The sequence below is a fragment of the Meridianimarinicoccus roseus genome (assembly GCF_003172915.1).
Classification (GTDB): Bacteria; Pseudomonadota; Alphaproteobacteria; order Rhodobacterales; family Rhodobacteraceae; genus Meridianimarinicoccus; species Meridianimarinicoccus roseus.
The window spans coordinates 93,548-109,677 of record NZ_QGKU01000012.1 but is presented as its reverse complement, the minus strand read 5'-3'; the positions used below and the strand labels follow the sequence as shown (position 1 = coordinate 109,677).

Below are 16,130 nucleotides of genomic sequence, written 5' to 3'. Positions count from 1 at the left end.
TCCGTCTTTTCGCGGTAACTATTGCGACTGCGCGCATCATTCAAGCGGACCGCGCTTGGAAAGGCGCGCAGCGCGACGTTCTTTCCTATCGACGCGCCCCACCACGGGCGTCGGCGCGCCGGTTTCAGCGGCGGCCGGGGGCGGCGGCGGGGACAGATCGTCGTAAAGCGCCTGCGCCTCGGTCGCCGGTCCGCGCCGCACGGGAATCCCCACCACGCGTACGACGCGGATCGCCCGCCCCTGCGCGAAGGTCAGGGTATCGCCGACCCGCACCGCTTGCGACGGCTTGGACACGGGCCTCGCGTTCACCCGAACATGCCCACCGCCTACCACTTCAGCCGCACGGCCGCGCGTCTTGAAGAACCGCGCCTGCCACAGCCACTTGTCAAGACGCAGGCTGACCGCCGCGTCGGCGTTGTCCGGGTCAGGTCTTGTCACGCAGTCCCATCAGTGCCGCGGCGAAGGGATTGTCCGGGTCGATCTTCTTCTCGGGCTTGGGCGGTCGCGCGGCGAATGTCTTGGCCGCCGCGGGCTTGTCGTCCTTCGAGCCGCGTTTGCCCTTGGGCTTGCCGCCCTTGGGCCGCTCGCCGCCACCCTTCCGGGCTTTGTCGTCGCCGCGCCGACCGCCGCCACCCTGCTGCGGGCGGTGTCCGCCGCGCCGAGGCGGGGACCAGCGGAAGGTATAGAACACCTCAGTCTCGGCGGCGGCGTGCGGTTGTTCGCCCGCCTGCCCGGCCTGTGCGGCGGCATCGCCGTCTTGCGCAGCCGTGCCGTCGCCTGCATCCGCCTCCGCCGTCGCGGTGGCGGCAGCCTCGGCGCTGGTCGCGGGCACAGCCTGTGGTGCCTCTGGTTCGGGGTCAGCCGACGTGTCGGATCCGGCCTCGGTCGGCACCTCCGACGCCTCGGGCGCCGCCTCGCCCAGTTGCTCTGCGGATGCTGGGGGTGTTGGCGACTCGTCCGTACCTTCGGCCGAATCGTCCGGTGTTGACGCGTCCGGCGGGGTCTGTGCCCCATAGCCTGCACCGACCGCCGATTTCGGTGTGGGTGTCGAGCGTTGCTTGGCCCGCTCACCGCGTTCGGCGGCATAACCTAGCCCCTGCATCAGGCTTGCGAACTGTTCCAGCGTCATGCCTGTGATCGACAGCATGTCCGCCGTCGCCTCGAACCCACCACGCGTGTCCTGCGCGCGCAGCATGTCTGCCAGCCGTTCCAGCATGTCGATGCGAATCGCCCGCTCGCCCGCTGCACGATAGCCCGACATCGTATGATACCCGTCGGGCGCGTCGCCGCGCACCGGCACCGTCACAAGGCCCGGCGGCGGGCTTTCGGGAAACTCCGACAGATCTTGCGCAAGCGACCACAACACCAGCCGCAGCCGCGTCGGCGCGGGCTTCAGAAGCAGCGGCAGGAATACGGTGAACTGACCGAACCGGATACCGTGTTTGCGCAGCGCGCCGCGCGCGTCCTGATCCAGCGCCTTCACCTCGTTCGCGACCGCGTCGCGCGGCAGCACGCCGTTCGCCTCTACCATGCGGAAGGCGAAACCGCGCGCCAGGCCTGTCAGTGTTTCATCGTTCTGCATCGCCAGAAGCGGCTCGAACAGGGTGGCGATCTTGCGGTCGATGAAGTGCTGCAAGCGCCGTTCGACCTTCTGTGCAACCTCCGAGCCGGCCTCGTCATCGACGAAGGCCTGCACCCGCGGCTTCAGGACTTCTGGCCCAGCGACCAGCTTTCCGACCGCGCTGTCGCCCCACATCAGCCCACCCTGCTCGGTGAAATCAAGCTCGGTGTCCGGTGCGTTGTAAAGCCGGTCCGCCCGGAGGTGGAAATGCGGCGCGAGCGATTGAAGGCTCGCCTGGCGTAGGGTGCGCGCCTCGTCCGGACTGGAGGACTGGTCCTGCACGAAGCGGAAGCCCGCAAGTCGGCCCACGAACTGTCCCTCGACGGTCACCTCGCCCTTGTCGTTTACTTCAGCCACGAGGCTCTCCTTCTGCTTCAACCGCCGCAGCAGCACGGATGTGCGCCGGTCAACAAATCTCTGGGTCAGACTGGCATGGAGCGCGTCCGACAGGCGGTCTTCTACAGCCCTCGTCACGCCGCGCCAATGGCTTTCGTCATCCAGCCAACCCTTGCGCTGCGCAACATAGGTCCAGGTTCGGATATACGCGAGCCGTTTCGACAGCGTGTCGATGTCGCCATCGGTGCGGTCGATGCGCTTGACCTGCCGCGCCATCCAGTCGTCCGGGATGCGCCGCAACTCGTGCAGGTAGCCGAACATCGACTCCAGCAGGCCCGCGTGCTCGGCATGACTGATACCCCGGAAGTCCGGGATACGGCACACGTCCCAGAGCAGTTTGACGTCCGGCCCGCCGTTCAGCCGGTCCCGGATCGCGGGCACCCCCGACAGCGATTTCAGCGCCAGAAGATCGTCGCTGTCGCGCGCGCGGGTCAGCCACTCGTCCTGCGTCTGCTCCTCCAGCGACCGGATCAGCCGATCCGCCGTGCCGAAATCCAGCCGCGCGTTGCGCCAGTGCAGCTTCCGCACCGGCACGAAGCGGTTCTCCACGATGGCCTGCGCCATGTCCTCGTCCAGCGGCCGCGCCTCGCCGGTCACGCCGAAGGTGCCGTTCTCGGTGTGCCGCCCGGCCCGCCCGGCGATCTGCGCCAGTTCGTTCGGCTGCAGCGGGCGCATCCGCCGCCCATCGAATTTCGACAACGACGAGAACGCCACATGTCGGATATCGAGGTTCAGCCCCATCCCGATGGCGTCCGTGGCGACAAGGTAATCGACTTCGCCGTTCTGGTAGAGATCGACCTGCGCGTTGCGCGTGCGCGGGCTGAGCGCACCCATCACCACCGCCGCGCCACCCTTCTGACGGCGCAACAGTTCCGCGATGGCATAGACGCTTTCCACCGAGAACCCCACAATAGCCGACCGCGGCGGCATCCGGCTCAGCTTCTTGGCGCCGACATATGTCAGCTCCGACATCCTTTCGCGGTGCTGGAACACGACGCCGGGCACCTGTGCCGCAATGGCGCTGCGCATCGTGTCCGCGCCAAGGAACAGTGTCTCGTGATGGCCTCGCGCGCGCAGCAGCCGGTCGGTGAAGACATGCCCGCGCTCCGGATCGCCGCACAACTGGATCTCGTCGATGGCGACGAAGTCGGCGCCCATGCCCTCCGGCATTGCCTCCACAGTGCAGACCCAGTACTGCGCGCGATCCGGCACGATACGTTCCTCGCCCGTGACCAGCGCTACCACCGACGGACCGCGGATCGCCTTGATCTTGTCATAGACCTCGCGGGCAAGGAGCCGAAGCGGCAGACCGATGATCCCCGTGCGGTAGGCCAGCATGCGTTCGATGGCGTAATGGGTCTTGCCGGTGTTCGTGGGCCCCAGGACCGCTTCGATGCGTCCGTTGCCTGCCATGCGCCCCCCTTGCGGCCCGGCTGCACCGCCGGACCCCGCTGTTCAGGGCGTCACAGTCGTGTGTCGCCCAATTGGCGTTCGAGACGCCCCATGGCGTCTTTTAGGTTGGGGCGATGGGGATGTATAGCCGCGACCGCGCGGTAGGCGGACAACGCGTCCTCGGTATAGCCGGTCTCTTCGAGGATCAGCGCAAGTCCCATCAGCGCGCCGAAATGTCGGGGGTTCAGGTCCAGCGTACGGGCGATGTCGGCCATCGCGGGACCGTAAAGCCCTGCCTGGAAATAGGCAGTCGCGCGGGCGTTGTATCCTTCGGCGAAATCCGGCGCATGGTCGGTCAGCGCGGTCAGGTGCGCGATTGCGGTGGTCCAGTCCTCCTCGGCCATCGCCTCGCGGCCGCGCTCCAGCAGCAGGTCTGCAGTGGGCGATCCCGATTCGGACCAGCGCTTCCAGATCTCGTTCTCGACCTCTTCCCAGTTGGTCAAGTCCGGCTCGCGCAACTTGTCCAGCAGTTCCTCGGTTTCGATGTTCTGGGCATGGGCCGAGCTGAAAACCGCCACCCCGAGAAGAAGTGCCGCAACGGCGCATTTGAAAACGGAACGTATCGTCTGCATATCCCTGAGAATAGCGCAAACCCGCCGCGCAGCGATAGGGCGGGGGCATTTATCGGAGGAAAAGTGATGAGCGACATCATCGAGGGCGCGGTGCGCAAACTGAACGACAAGCTGGGTGGCAGTTTCGACGGCTCCGCCAAGTTCGAGATCGAGGACGAGGGCGCGATACTCGTGGATAACGACGGCATCCGTGCCGGCGACGGCGCGGCGGATGTCACGCTCAGCGCAGATGCGGAAACCTTCCGCGAAATGCTGGACGGCGATCTGAACCCCACCAGCGCCTACATGGGCGGCCGCCTGAAGATCGACGGCGACATGGGCCTCGCAATGAAGCTGGGCGCCGCGCTGTCGTGACCCACCTGCCCGCGCCGTTCGACCATGCCAGTGCACAGGCGCCGCCCGGCGCCGAAGCGGTATGGGCGACTGCGCGCGACGGGGTGCGCCTGCGGTTGGCGCATCTCGCATCCGGGCCTCGGGGCACGATCCTCATGGTGCCGGGCCGCACCGAATACGTTGAAAAATACGGCCATGTCGCGGCGGATTTCGCGCGACACGGGCTGGGAATGGTGTCCATCGACCTGCGCGGTCAAGGTCTGGCCGACCGGCTTCTGGACGATCCGATGATCGGCCATGTCGGGCGCTTCTCGGACTACCAGAACGATATGGCGGCACTGGTTGACTTCGCCGCTGCGCGCGACATGCCCCGGCCTTGGTTTCTGATCGGCCATTCGATGGGTGGCGCGATCGGGCTGCGCGCGGTGATGGACGGGCTCGACGTACGGGCGGCGGTGTTCAGTGCTCCGATGTGGGGCATCGCCATGCCGCCGGTGCTGCGGCCGGTCAGCTGGAGCCTTGGCTGGCTGGCCCACCAGGGCGGCCTGAACCGCTGGGTCACGCCGGGCACGACGCGCGACAGCTATGTCCGGGTCTGCGATCCGGCCGACAATTTCCTGACCAGCGATCCCGCGATGCTGATGCGGATGCGCGCACAGCTCGATGCGCAGCCGGGCATGGACCTTGGCGGGCCATCCGTGCCGTGGCTTTATCGCGCGCTGCGCGAATGCGAAGAGCTGCGTCGCGATGCCTGCCCGCCCGTGCCAACCATGACATTCCTGCCCGAAAGGGAGGAAATCGTCTGCGCCGCCGCGATCCGCGAGATGACCGCGCGCTGGGGAGACGGCGTGCTGGTGGAAGTGCCGGGCGGCAAGCATGAAACCATGATGGAAACGGCCGACCGGCAGGCGCTGTTCCTGTCCCGCTGCCTCGATCTGTTCGCGGCGGCGGGCAATCCGAACGGGGACGTCGGCACAGGCGCCGCCCCCTTGAACGTCAGATCCGGATCTGCGTGAAGGCGTCGCGCAGCGCGGCGGACCAAGCCTGGCTCATCTCCGCGAAGACGGGGTCGCCGTATTCGATGCGGCGCTGTTCGTGGATGCGGCACTCGCCCTCGCGGATTACCGCCAGGTCCAGCGGCATACCCACCGACAGGTTCGACCGCAGCGTGCTGTCCATCGACAACAGCGCGGCCTTTCGCGCGTCCGTCAGCGACGTGTCCGGCGTAACCACCCGGTCAAGGATCGGCTTGCCGTACTTGTGCTCGCCGACCTGCAGGAACGGAGTGTCCGGCGTCGCCTCGATGTAGTTGCCTTCCGGGTAGATCAGGAACAGCCGCATCGCGCCGCCCTTGCGCTGCCCCCCCAGGATCAGCGTGGCCGAGGCGGTGGCCTGGCTGTTGCGCACCAGCTTCATGGTGATGTCGCTGGCGACCTCGGCGAGATGCGCGCCGACGATGTCGGCCACCTTCAGCATCGTGCGCGCCTTCAGGATCGAGGTTTCCTCGGTCGCCTCGGCATCGTCAATCGCCTCCTGAAGTCGCGCCATCGTGGTCTGTGTGACCGACAGCGATCCTGCGGTCAGGATCACGATGCTGCGCTCGCCCGGGTCCTCGAACGTGTACATCTTCTTGTAGCAGGAGATGTTGTCCAGCCCGGCATTCGTGCGCGTGTCGCTCAGAAGGACCATGCCCTCTTTCAGCAGCAGCCCGACGCAGTAGGTCATTCCAGCACACTCCAAGCTAGCCGGGCACATCCGGGCCCGGAGCGTCCGCTTACTGCTGTTCCTGTGTCACCGCAACATCCACGTTAAGCTGTTCTTCACCCATACCATTGGACAGGCCGCGGATCGGCGCAGCATCGAAGGCGTCGAAGCCGGAACAAAGACGAATGTAGCGGGCGTCGGGGCAGCATTCGTTGGAGGGATCGAAGCCCACCCAGCCCAGCCCCTCGATGAACAGTTCAGCCCAAGCATGGCTGGCCTGAGAATCGGGCCCCATCGGCGTTTGCGCCTCGGTCCCGGGGCTGGCCTCCTTCGCCGCTTCGGGGGCGGGTCCGTCCGCATCGCCGGAGAACAGGTAACCCGCGACATAGCGCGCGGGAATGTCCACAGATATGGCCGCGGCGGTCAGCAGGTGCGCGAAGTCCTGGCACACCCCCTCCCCGCCGGCCAGCGCCTCCGCTGCGGTGGTCTGCGCGTTGGTCGTTCCCGGCACATAGGTCATCACCGAGCTGACCGCGCCCGACAGCGCGTGCGCGCGCTCCAGCGCGCTGCCGCCATCGAGTTCGGCCAGCGCGGTCGCCGCGAGTTCTGAAATGGCAAGATCGGGCCGGGTCATCCGGGTCGGGCGGATATAGGCCGCGGGCGCGACCTTCTCGCGGTGGCCGCGCAGCACGCCCGCAAGGTCCGTGGTCTCCACCGTGCCATGCACGTGGATCGTCAATTTCGACACCGGGCCTGAAAACCGCATCGTGGCCGTTTCGTCCCCCGCTCCGTCGCGAAAGCGGCTTCCGTAAACCGCGCCCTCGGGCACGTCCACCGACCAGGAAAGGCGGGACTGCCCGGCGAAATGTGACGGCGTGAGTCTGTGGCTCTGGAGAACTGCCTTTTGCGGCTGCTCAAAGCGGTAGACCGTGGTGTGCGAGACCTTCAGTTTCATGCCGCCGCTCCGTTGAGGTAGGTTTCGCTGACGCATGTGCCGATATCGGCCACCTTGCCCTTGAACCGGTCGAGGAAGTCGTGAAGCCCTTCTTCGAACACCTCGTCGAGCCGCGTCTGCGACAGTTCCGTCAAAAGACCGCGCGCCGCATCCTGCGCGGGGCCGGTCTTGCCATAGGCGCGTGCGATCCGGTCCAGGTGCGCGGCCGATTCCTCCACCGCCGTGAGCAGCGAACGCGGGCAGGCCGGGTTCAGGATCAGCAGGTCCGCGATCTTGGCCGCCGTGATCTCGCCGCCATAGGCCCAGTGGAACGCCCGGTGCATCTGCATTCCGCGCAGAAGCGTCTGCCATTGGACGTTGTCCAGCCCCGACCCGACAAAGCCGGTATCGGGCAGGAGCACGTAGTACTTCACGTCAAGGAACCGCGCGGTATTGTCCGCCCTCTCGAGGTTGATCCCGAGATTGACGAAGTCGTACCCGTCGTTGCGCAGCAGCGTACCCTGAAGCGCCCCCGAGGCCAGCGCGTGGTGCCGCGCCGTCCATTCCGTCAGCGCCGAGATCGAAATCTCGCTGCGCGGCGTGCGCTCCAGCCCCTTCAGTTCCTGATAGGCGCCGTTCAGCGCGTCCCAGACCGGCGCGCTCAGCGCGGTGCGCACGATACGCGCATTCTCGCGCGCGGTGGCGATGCAGGCCGCCACCGAGGACGGATTCTCGCGGTCGAAGAACAGGTGGGTCACAAGGTTGCGCTCCACCGGCTCGCCATACTTCTTCTCGAAGGCGGCATACGTGCCGCTGGCGTGCAGGATCGACACCCATTCGCTGCGGAAGCCGTCCACAGTGTCGGGGATCAGGTTCATCCGCGCGCCCACATGCAGCAGGCGGGCCATCGTCTCGGCCCGCTCGAGGTAGCGGCCCATCCAAAAAAGATTGTCAGCGGTTCTGCTCAGCATGTCGTCACTCCGCCAGCACCCAAGTGTCCTTGACCCCGCCACCCTGCGACGAATTCACCACGAGGGAGCCCTCCTTCAGCGCCACCCGGGTCAGCCCGCCAGGCACGAGTTCGACCTGCTCGCCCACAAGGCAGTAGGGGCGCAGGTCGACGTGGCGCGGAGCGATGCCCTGGTCCACGAAGGTCGGACAGGTGGACAACGCCAGCGTGGGCTGGGCGATGTAGTTGCCCGGGTTCTCGCGGATCTTGGCGGCGAACAGCTCGATCTCGCTCTTCGTCGCCCGCGGGCCGATCAGCATTCCGTAGCCGCCCGATCCGTGCACTTCCTTGACCACGATGTCCTTGAGGTTCTCCAGGACGTACTTGCAGTCGTCCGCCTTGGCGCATTGCCATGTCGGCACGTTGTTCAGGATCGGCGTCTCGCCGAGGTAGAAGCGCACCATCTCGGGCACGTGAGTATAGATCGCCTTGTCGTCCGCCACGCCCGCACCGGGCGCCGACGCGATGGCCACCCCGCCCGAACGGTAGACGTTCATCAGCCCCGGCACGCCCAGCATGCTGTCTGGCCGGAAGCACAGCGGGTCGATGAACGCATCGTCGATCCGCCGGTAGATCACGTCCACGCGGCGCGGGCCCTCTGTGGTGCGCATCCAGCAGTAGTCGCCCTCGACATACAGGTCCTGCCCTTCGACCAACTCCACGCCCATCATGTCGGCAAGGAAGGAATGTTCGTAATAGGCCGAATTGAAATGCCCCGGTGTCAGGATCACGACGGTCGGCTCGCCCTCGCATTTCTGCGGCGCGACGGACGCCAGCGTGCGGCGCAGAACCTCCGGGTAGCTTTCCACCGGCTCGATCCGGTTCTCGCGGAACAGGCTGGGAAACATCCGCATCATGATCTCGCGGTTCTCCAGCATGTAGGACACGCCCGAAGGGGTGCGGCAATTGTCCTCCAGCACGAAGAAGTCCTCCGGCCCGGTGCGCACGAGGTCGATACCCACGATGTGGCTGAACACCGAACGCGGCGGCTTTATGCCGACGACGGCCTTCTCGTAGGCTTCGTTCTGGTACACCAGCTTGGCCGGTATGCGCCCGGCGCGCACGATCTCGCCCCGATCGTAAACATCGGCCAGGAAGGCGTTCAGCGCCCGCGCCCGCTGCTTCACACCCCGCGACAGGCGGCTCCATTCGCGGTTGGTGAACACGCGCGGAAACATGTCGAACGGAATCAGTCGGTCCGGATCGCCGCCCTCGCCATAGACCGCGAAGGTGATGCCGATCCGCCGAAACAGGTCCTCCGCCTCGGCTTGCTTGAGGTTGCGAAGCTCGTCGGGCATGTTTCGCTGCCAGGTTTCAAGCCCGGCATAGGGCGCACGGATCGCGCCATCCTGGTACATCTCGTTGAAATAGGTGGGTGCCATTAGGTCTGTTCAGTCCCCCGGTTGGTTGCGATTGACTCGCATGGCTCTTCGCCACAGGAAAGGACGGCCAGCCCGGAAACGCAATGCCTGATCCCCATTGCTTAATTTCGCGGCCATTTTCTGCGCAATTTTTAAGCAATGCTGCAGGTTGGCTGCGCGGGCACGCGCACCATGTTGCCGAAAAGGCAGAAAATCAGGGGACTGATGCCACAGCACGACACGCTGCACTTCACCGATCGCGGGCTCTACTGCCCGGCCGGAGACTTCCACATCGACCCGTGGCGCCCGGTGCCGCGCGCGTTGATCACCCATGGCCACGCGGATCACGCCCGCTTCGGCCATGGCAGCTACCTGGCCACCGACATTGCCGCGCCCGTGCTGCGCCACCGGCTCGGGGACATCGCGGTGGATACGGTGCGCTACGGCACCTCGCTGACCGTCGGGGGCGCGCGGGTGTCGTTCCACCCGGCGGGGCACGTGCCCGGGTCGGCCCAGATCCGGGTTGAGGTCGCGGGCCAGGTCTGGGTCGTGTCCGGCGACTACAAGCTGGAAAATGACAGCCTCAGCACGCCGTTCGAACCCGTGCGCTGCCATGCCTTCATCAGCGAATGCACCTTCGGGCTGCCGGTGTTCCGCTGGCGCCCACAGGCTGAAATCGCGGCACAGATCGCCGGTTGGTGGCGCGATTGTGCGGCGCAGGGGCGCACAGCCGTGCTCGGGGCCTATTCTCTGGGCAAGGCGCAGCGGCTGCTGTCGCTGCTGGACCCGGCGCAGGGCCCGATCCTGTGCCATTCCAGCATCGAGGACACGACCGACGTTCTGCGCGCGCAGGGGCTTGCGCTGCCGCCTACGATCCGCGCGACCGCAGACACCGGGGCGAAGTCCCATCCCGGCGCTCTGGTGATGACCCCGCCTTCGGCTATGGCGGGCACATGGCTGAAACGCTACGGGCCGGTGTCCACGGCCTTCGCCTCGGGCTGGATGGCGCTGCGCGGCGTGCGGCGGCGGCGCGGGGCCGACCGGGAATTCGTGATCTCGGACCATGCCGACTGGGACGGGCTGAACCGCGCCGTCGCAGCAACCGGTGCGGAGCGGGTGTTCGCCACTCACGGTTACACCGACGTGTTCGCACGCTGGCTTGCCTCGAGCGGCATCGACGCCCGGCCGGTGCAGACCGAATTCGGCACCGCGGACGCCGACGCGGCCGAAACGCCCGAACCCGCGCAAGCGCAAGCGGACCCGTCGGCCGATGGCTCCGGCACGGCGGCGCCCGGCGGGGCGGGCAGGATCGCGGCGCGGGACTGACCCGAACCGCCTGCCCGCCCAGCCACGCGACCGCCCGCGGCATTCAGAAACCGAGCACCGGCCACGGCCCTTCTGCCGCCGCATGACACGCGAAGTCCGCGCCGCACCGGCGCAAGCCTCCTACGAACCCCTACACGACTCCTTCTGGCCTTCGGCGCGCGCTTTCAGGTTCTGGCATGACCCGACAGGTCGCGGGCGATGGCGAAGGCACCCTTGATCTTGTCCGCCTCGCGGGACCAGTCGCGCCGCACCACGATCTTGTTGTCCCTGACTTTAGCCAGCCCGTCCTGCGCCCGGATGAACTCCACCAGCCCCTGCGGATTGGGAAACTTGTCGTTGTGAAACTGGATCGTCGCGCCTTTCGGGCCGGCGTCAAGACGCGCGATCCCTGCCCGCTTGCATTCCGCCTTGATCCGGATTACCAAGAGCAGTGTATTGACTTCCTTCGGTAATTTTCCAAATCGGTCGATCAGTTCGGCCGCGAAGCCTTCCAGTTCCACCTTGCTCGTCAGCGACGACAGGCGACGGTAAAGGCCCAACCGCGTGTCGAGATCGGGAACGTAGTCTTCGGGGATCAGCACCGGCACCCCAAGATTGATCTGCGGCGCCCATTGGCCGTCATCGTCGGTCAGGCCCTCCAGTTCGCCCGCGCGGATCTTGGACACCGCTTCTTCAAGCATGGTCTGGTAGAGTTCGTAACCGACCTCGCGCATCTGGCCCGACTGTTCCTCGCCGATCAGGTTGCCCGCCCCCCTTATATCAAGGTCCTGAGAAGCCAGCGTAAATCCCGCACCAAGACTGTCCAGCGCACCCAGCACGCGCAACCGTTTCTCGGCCGCCGGTGTCAGCGGCGCGCGCGGCTTTGTCATCAGGTAGGCATAGGCGCGGGTCTTTGACCGACCCACCCGGCCGCGAATCTGGTAGAGTTGCGACAGCCCGAACATGTCGGCGCGGTGAATGATCATCGTGTTCGCGGTCGGGATATCAAGCCCGGACTCCACGATCGTCGTCGCCAGAAGCACGTCGTATTTGCCGTCGTAGAAAGCGTTCATGCGGTCATCGAGTTCTCCTGCCGCCATCTGCCCATGCGCCACGACATAGCTGACCTCGGGCACCTGATCGCGCAGGAAATCCTCGATCTCGGGCAGGTCCTTGATGCGCGGCACCACGATGAAGGACTGCCCACCCCGGTAATGCTCGCGCAGCAGTGCCTCCCGCGCCGTCACGCTGTCGAATTCGCTCACATAGGTTCGGATCGCCAGCCGGTCGACCGGCGGCGTGCCGATGATGGAAAGCTCGCGCACCCCGGACAGCGACAGTTGCAACGTGCGCGGAATCGGCGTCGCCGTCAGCGTCAGAACATGCACATCCGTGCGCAGCGCCTTCAGCTTTTCCTTGTGGTTCACGCCGAACCGCTGCTCCTCGTCGATCACCAGCATCCCGAGGTTGCGGAACTTCACGGTCTTGGCCAGCAGTGCATGGGTGCCGATCACGATATCGACCGTGCCATCTGCCAGTCCGGCGCGGGTCGACGCAGCCTCCTTCGCGGACACGAAGCGCGACAGGTGCCGCACCTCAAGCGGGAAGCCGCGGAACCGCTCGCGGAACTCCTGCGCGTGCTGGCGCGCCAGCAGCGTAGTGGGCGCGATCACGGCGACCTGCGTGCCCGACATGGCCGCCACAAACGCCGCACGCAACGCCACTTCGGTCTTGCCGAAGCCCACGTCGCCGCAGATCAGCCGGTCCATCGGCTGGCCGCTGGCCATGTCCCTCAGCGTGTCGTTGATCGCATTCAGCTGATCGTCGGTCTCGGCATAGGGAAAGCGCGCGCAGAACGCGTCCCACATTCCCTCGGGCGGCTCCATGATCGGCGCGCGCCGCAGGGCACGTTCGGCGGCGATGCGGATCAGACGGTCGGCAATCTCCTTTATGCGCTCCTTCAGGCGGGCCTTCTTGGCCTGCCACGCGCCTCCGCCCAGCTTGTCGAGAAGCCCCTCCTCGTGCCCGAAGCGTGACAGAAGTTCGATGTTCTCGACCGGCAGGAACAACCGGTCGCCGCCCGCGTATTCCAGCGCGACACATTCGTGGGCCGCCCCCATGGCGGTCACGACCTCGAGCCCGGTGTACCGCCCGACGCCGTGATCCACATGCACCACCAGATCGCCGGGGCTGAGGCTTTGCGCTTCTGTCAGGAAATTCTCGGCCCGGCGCTTGCGCTTGGTGCTGCGCACCAGTCGGTCGCCCAGAACGTCCTGTTCCGAGATCACGGTCAGTCCGTCCGCGACGAAGCCATGCTCCAGCCCCCAGATCGCAAGAAACAGCCCGCCCGGCACATCAGGAACATCACGGAAATCTCTGATTTCCTTTACATCCTCAAGACCCTCGTCGGCGATCAGCCCCTTTAGCCGTTCACGGGCACCATCCGAATAGCTGGCAATCACCACGGCGCTGTCCTTGCGCCTTTCCTGAACATGGTCGGCCAACGTCTTGAAAAGGCTTATCTCCCTTTGCTGCCGTTCTGGCAGGAAATCGCGCCCGATCCGCCCCCCCGCATCGACCACGCCCGGCCCGGTGGGCTGCGGCAGCGGATGGAACTGAACTACGCGGCGCCCGGCGACGGCCGCCTCCCACGCGCTATCGTCAAGATAGAGAAGCCCCGGCGGACACGGTTTATAGACGCTGTCGATCCGGCCCTTCGCGGTCATCGCCTCGCGGCGTGTATCGTACTGGTCGGCGATGCTGTCCCAACGTGCCTGCCGCGTCGGCGCGGTCTGGTCGTCCAGCGTAACGGGCGCATCCGGCAAAAAGTCGAACAGGGTTTCCAGCCGCTTGTGGAAGAAGGGCAGCCAGTGTTCCACGCCCTGGTGCTTGCGCCCGGCGCTGACCGCCTCGTAAAGCGGATCATCCCGCCCCGCAGCGCCGAATTCCAGCCGGTAGTTCTGGCGGAAGCGGGTGATGGCGGCCTCGTCGAGGATGATTTCCGACACTGGGGCCAGTTCGATCACGTCGAGCTTTTCGGTGGTGCGCTGCGTGCCGGGGTCGAAACGGCGCGCGCCGTCCAGCACGTCGCCGAACAGGTCCAGTCGCACCGGCCCGCCATCACCCGGCGGAAAGATGTCGATGATCCCGCCCCGTATGGCGTAGTCGCCCGGTTCGGTCACGGACGGTGCCTGCGTGAAGCCCATCCGAACCAGGAAGCCACGCAACGCGGCCTCGTCCACGCGGTCGCCGACGCGGGCCCCGAAGGCCGCCTCGCGCAGCACGTCCCGCGCGGGCACAAACTGCGTCGCGGCATTGATGGTGGTCAGCAGCACAAAGCGGGACGGCGCGCCATGCACCAGCGCGGCCAGCGTGGCCATGCGCGCGGCCGAGATGTCGGCATTGGGCGAGACGCGGTCATACGGCAGACAGTCCCAGGCCGGGAAGGTCATCACCGGCATGCCGGGCGCATGAAAGGCGAGCGCGGCGCGCATCGCCTCCAGCCGCTTGTCGTCGCGCGCCACGTGCACCACAGGCCCGCCCGCGCGGTCCACCTCGCGCAGGACCAGCTGCGCGTCGAAGCCTTCGGGTGCGCCACCGACGACCACACTGCCCGATTTGCCCTGCGCCATGACCGCCGCCTCCTGCCGTGCCGAATGCCCCGCGCCCGACGCGCGAGGTGCTGACCTACGCGCGCGTGACCGGGTGTCAAGCCTTCAGAACATCGCTTCGGCCAGCAACCGGAGCATCCCGTGGATCGTCGTAAGGAACACCGCGACGATCCCGATGCCTTGAACCTGCCGCCTTAGCACCGTGTGCGCGCGCACCAGCGCGGGCATGTCGGGCACGTCAGCCATGCGCCGCGCCGCCCGCGCCTCAAGCGCGCGCACTCCGGCGAAGGGCGCCAGCAGCGCAAGCCCCGCCTCGGCCAGTTCGAGCCGGTATAGAAGTGCAAGCCCGGTCAGCACCCCGAGCACGAAGGCCCAGCCCCCCGCGCGCCACAGCCGCGCCGAGGACGCCGCGATGTCCATCTCGTGGCCGATGCGCACCCCGCTGAGCGCCTGAAGGTCGCTCTGGGCCTGCGTGCTGCCCTCCTGCGCGCGGCGCACGAGGTCCACCGGCACGCCCATCGGCGCCTGCATGATCCGCGCCCAGAACACACCGAGGAACAGCCAGTACCACAGGCTGGAGAACGACCCCATGTCGATCAGGTCCCAGATTGTTGTCGCCACGCCCGCGCCTCACCGCCGTCTGCCCTGCCTGACCAACTGCTAGCGTCCCGGCGACCAAATGCCCAGCCCCGGACGCCGCATCTTGAGAAGCCGGGCCAGTCGTGGCACCCATGCCCTGCAAAATACGGATGCCAGCCATGTCACATGCCCAGTTCCTTCGCCAGCGCCCCCGCCGGGTTCGCCGAACGCCCGCCCTGCGCGGCCTTGTCCGCGAATGCGCCCTCACCTCCGAGGATCTGATCTGGCCCATTTTCCTGCGCGACGGCGAAAACGTGACCGAACCCGTGACGTCGATGCCGGGGGTGAACCGGCTGTCGCTGGACAATGCGGTTCAGGCGGCGCGGCAGGCGCGCGATCTGGGCATCCCGGCGCTGTGCCTGTTCCCCTATACCGATCCCGCCTTGAAGACCGACAACTGTGAAGAGGCATGGAACCCCGACAACCTGAGCAATCGGGCGATCCGCGCGATCAAGGCCGAGGTTCCGGAGGTCGCAGTCATGACCGATGTCGCGCTCGATCCCTACAATTCCAACGGGCATGACGGAATCGTGCGGGACGGCGTGATCGTGAACGACGAAAGCGTCGCGGCGCTGGTGCGCATGGCGCTGGCCCAGGCCGAGGCGGGTGCCGATATCCTCGGCCCGTCGGACATGATGGACGGGCGCATCGGCGCGATGCGCGACGCGTTGGAGGCTGCCGGCCATACCGACGTCACGATCATGAGTTATGCCGCGAAATACGCCTCGGGGTTCTACGGCCCGTTCCGCGATGCGGTGGGCGCATCGGGGGCGCTAAAGGGCGACAAGAAGACCTACCAGATGGATCCGGCCAACAGCGACGAGGCAATGCGCATGATCGCCCGCGACCTAGACGAGGGCGCTGACATGGTGATGGTCAAGCCCGGCATGGCTTATCTCGACATCTGCCGCCGGGTTCAGGACATGTTCGAAGTACCCACATTCGCCTACCAGGTATCGGGCGAATACGCGATGATCGAGGCCGCCGCCGCCAATGGCTGGATCGACGGCGAGATCGTGATGATGGAAAGCCTTCTGGCCTTCAAACGCGCGGGCTGCAACGGCATCCTGACCTACTTCGCGCCCCGCGCTGCCGCGCTGCTGAACGCCCGTTAGGCGGTCCGCCGCCGCCGCGATCACATCTGCGCCGACAGGGCATGACACCGCGGCGCGGCGCGGGTAATCTGCCCGCAC

Annotated in this window: 13 protein-coding genes; 4 read left to right on the top strand and 9 right to left on the bottom strand. The window is 66.5% G+C overall.

Annotated features, from left to right (window positions below; genetic code table 11):
* Positions 1-36: 36 nt before the first annotated feature.
* The 3 genes from DKT77_RS03365 to DKT77_RS03355 are packed head-to-tail and all read right to left on the bottom strand — an operon-like array spanning position 37 to position 4,041.
* Positions 37-438, bottom strand: a complete 402-nt coding sequence (locus DKT77_RS03365; RefSeq protein WP_238547656.1) for an RNA-binding S4 domain-containing protein — start codon at positions 436-438, stop codon at positions 37-39.
* Positions 425-3,430 (bottom strand): helicase-related protein, encoded by a 3,006-nt coding sequence (locus tag DKT77_RS03360; protein WP_109810323.1) that lies wholly within the window; start codon positions 3,428-3,430, stop codon positions 425-427. Before DKT77_RS03360 ends, DKT77_RS03365 begins: the two co-directional genes overlap by 14 nt.
* A 50-nt stretch (positions 3,431-3,480) precedes the next feature.
* Complete coding sequence (locus DKT77_RS03355; protein WP_109810322.1) at positions 3,481-4,041, bottom strand: tetratricopeptide repeat protein; 561 nt, start codon at positions 4,039-4,041, stop codon at positions 3,481-3,483.
* Between the two features lie 66 nt (positions 4,042-4,107).
* On the opposite strand from DKT77_RS03355, the gene DKT77_RS03350 reads away from it, so the two are divergent.
* Together DKT77_RS03350 and DKT77_RS03345 are read left to right on the top strand one after the other, a co-directional pair.
* The gene (locus DKT77_RS03350; protein WP_109810321.1) at positions 4,108-4,395 is read left to right on the top strand and encodes an SCP2 sterol-binding domain-containing protein; all 288 of its coding nucleotides are present in this window, start codon (positions 4,108-4,110) and stop codon (positions 4,393-4,395) included.
* Positions 4,392-5,390, top strand: coding sequence for an alpha/beta fold hydrolase (locus DKT77_RS03345; RefSeq protein ID WP_109810320.1), 999 nt, complete (start codon positions 4,392-4,394; stop codon positions 5,388-5,390). The genes DKT77_RS03350 and DKT77_RS03345 overlap by 4 nt, the downstream gene beginning before the upstream one ends.
* On the opposite strand, the gene DKT77_RS03340 is transcribed toward DKT77_RS03345, so the two are convergent.
* Genes DKT77_RS03340 through DKT77_RS03325 form a run of 4 tightly spaced genes read right to left on the bottom strand, consistent with a single transcriptional unit; the run spans position 5,371 to position 9,403 of the window.
* Positions 5,371-6,099 (bottom strand): proteasome-type protease, encoded by a 729-nt coding sequence (locus tag DKT77_RS03340; protein WP_109810319.1) that lies wholly within the window; start codon positions 6,097-6,099, stop codon positions 5,371-5,373. The two genes, DKT77_RS03345 and DKT77_RS03340, sit on opposite strands and share 20 nt — an antisense overlap.
* Positions 6,100-6,148: 49 nt before the next feature.
* Positions 6,149-7,033: a transglutaminase family protein gene (locus DKT77_RS03335; RefSeq protein WP_109810318.1), complete on the bottom strand. Its 885-nt coding sequence runs from the start codon at positions 7,031-7,033 to the stop codon at positions 6,149-6,151.
* Entirely contained in the window at positions 7,030-7,983 is a 954-nt protein-coding gene (locus tag DKT77_RS03330) for an alpha-E domain-containing protein (RefSeq protein WP_109810317.1), read from the bottom strand. Before DKT77_RS03330 ends, DKT77_RS03335 begins: the two co-directional genes overlap by 4 nt.
* 4 nt (positions 7,984-7,987) lie before the next feature.
* Positions 7,988-9,403, bottom strand: a complete 1,416-nt coding sequence (locus tag DKT77_RS03325; protein ID WP_109810316.1) for a circularly permuted type 2 ATP-grasp protein — start codon at positions 9,401-9,403, stop codon at positions 7,988-7,990.
* Between the two features lie 204 nt (positions 9,404-9,607).
* Here DKT77_RS03325 and DKT77_RS03320 point away from each other — a divergent pair, with 204 nt between their 5' ends.
* Positions 9,608-10,708, top strand: coding sequence for a ligase-associated DNA damage response exonuclease (locus DKT77_RS03320; RefSeq protein WP_109810315.1), 1,101 nt, complete (start codon positions 9,608-9,610; stop codon positions 10,706-10,708).
* Between the two features lie 164 nt (positions 10,709-10,872).
* On the opposite strand, the gene mfd is transcribed toward DKT77_RS03320, so the two are convergent.
* Positions 10,873-14,319 (bottom strand): transcription-repair coupling factor, encoded by a 3,447-nt coding sequence (gene mfd / locus DKT77_RS03315; protein WP_109810314.1) that lies wholly within the window; start codon positions 14,317-14,319, stop codon positions 10,873-10,875.
* 84 nt (positions 14,320-14,403) lie between these two features.
* Positions 14,404-14,919: a hypothetical protein gene (locus DKT77_RS03310; RefSeq protein ID WP_109810313.1), complete on the bottom strand. Its 516-nt coding sequence runs from the start codon at positions 14,917-14,919 to the stop codon at positions 14,404-14,406.
* 128 nt (positions 14,920-15,047) lie between these two features.
* On the opposite strand from DKT77_RS03310, the gene hemB reads away from it, so the two are divergent.
* Positions 15,048-16,052: a porphobilinogen synthase gene (gene hemB / locus DKT77_RS03305; RefSeq protein ID WP_420798285.1), complete on the top strand. Its 1,005-nt coding sequence runs from the start codon at positions 15,048-15,050 to the stop codon at positions 16,050-16,052.
* Positions 16,053-16,130: the final 78 nt, after the last annotated feature.

Excerpts from the sequence above, each read along its gene's own strand:
- DKT77_RS03360 (WP_109810323.1), bottom strand. The coding sequence starts at position 3,430 with ATGGCAGGCAACGGACGCATCGAAGCGGTCCTGGGGCCCACGAACACC.
- DKT77_RS03355 (WP_109810322.1), bottom strand. The coding sequence starts at position 4,041 with ATGCAGACGATACGTTCCGTTTTCAAATGCGCCGTTGCGGCACTTCTT.
- DKT77_RS03350 (WP_109810321.1), top strand. The coding sequence starts at position 4,108 with ATGAGCGACATCATCGAGGGCGCGGTGCGCAAACTGAACGACAAGCTG.
- DKT77_RS03340 (WP_109810319.1), bottom strand. The coding sequence starts at position 6,099 with ATGACCTACTGCGTCGGGCTGCTGCTGAAAGAGGGCATGGTCCTTCTG.
- DKT77_RS03335 (WP_109810318.1), bottom strand. The coding sequence starts at position 7,033 with ATGAAACTGAAGGTCTCGCACACCACGGTCTACCGCTTTGAGCAGCCG.
- DKT77_RS03330 (WP_109810317.1), bottom strand. The coding sequence starts at position 7,983 with ATGCTGAGCAGAACCGCTGACAATCTTTTTTGGATGGGCCGCTACCTC.
- DKT77_RS03325 (WP_109810316.1), bottom strand. The coding sequence starts at position 9,403 with ATGGCACCCACCTATTTCAACGAGATGTACCAGGATGGCGCGATCCGT.
- DKT77_RS03320 (WP_109810315.1), top strand. The coding sequence starts at position 9,608 with ATGCCACAGCACGACACGCTGCACTTCACCGATCGCGGGCTCTACTGC.
- mfd (WP_109810314.1), bottom strand. The coding sequence starts at position 14,319 with ATGGCGCAGGGCAAATCGGGCAGTGTGGTCGTCGGTGGCGCACCCGAA.
- hemB (WP_420798285.1), top strand. The coding sequence starts at position 15,048 with ATGCCAGCCATGTCACATGCCCAGTTCCTTCGCCAGCGCCCCCGCCGG.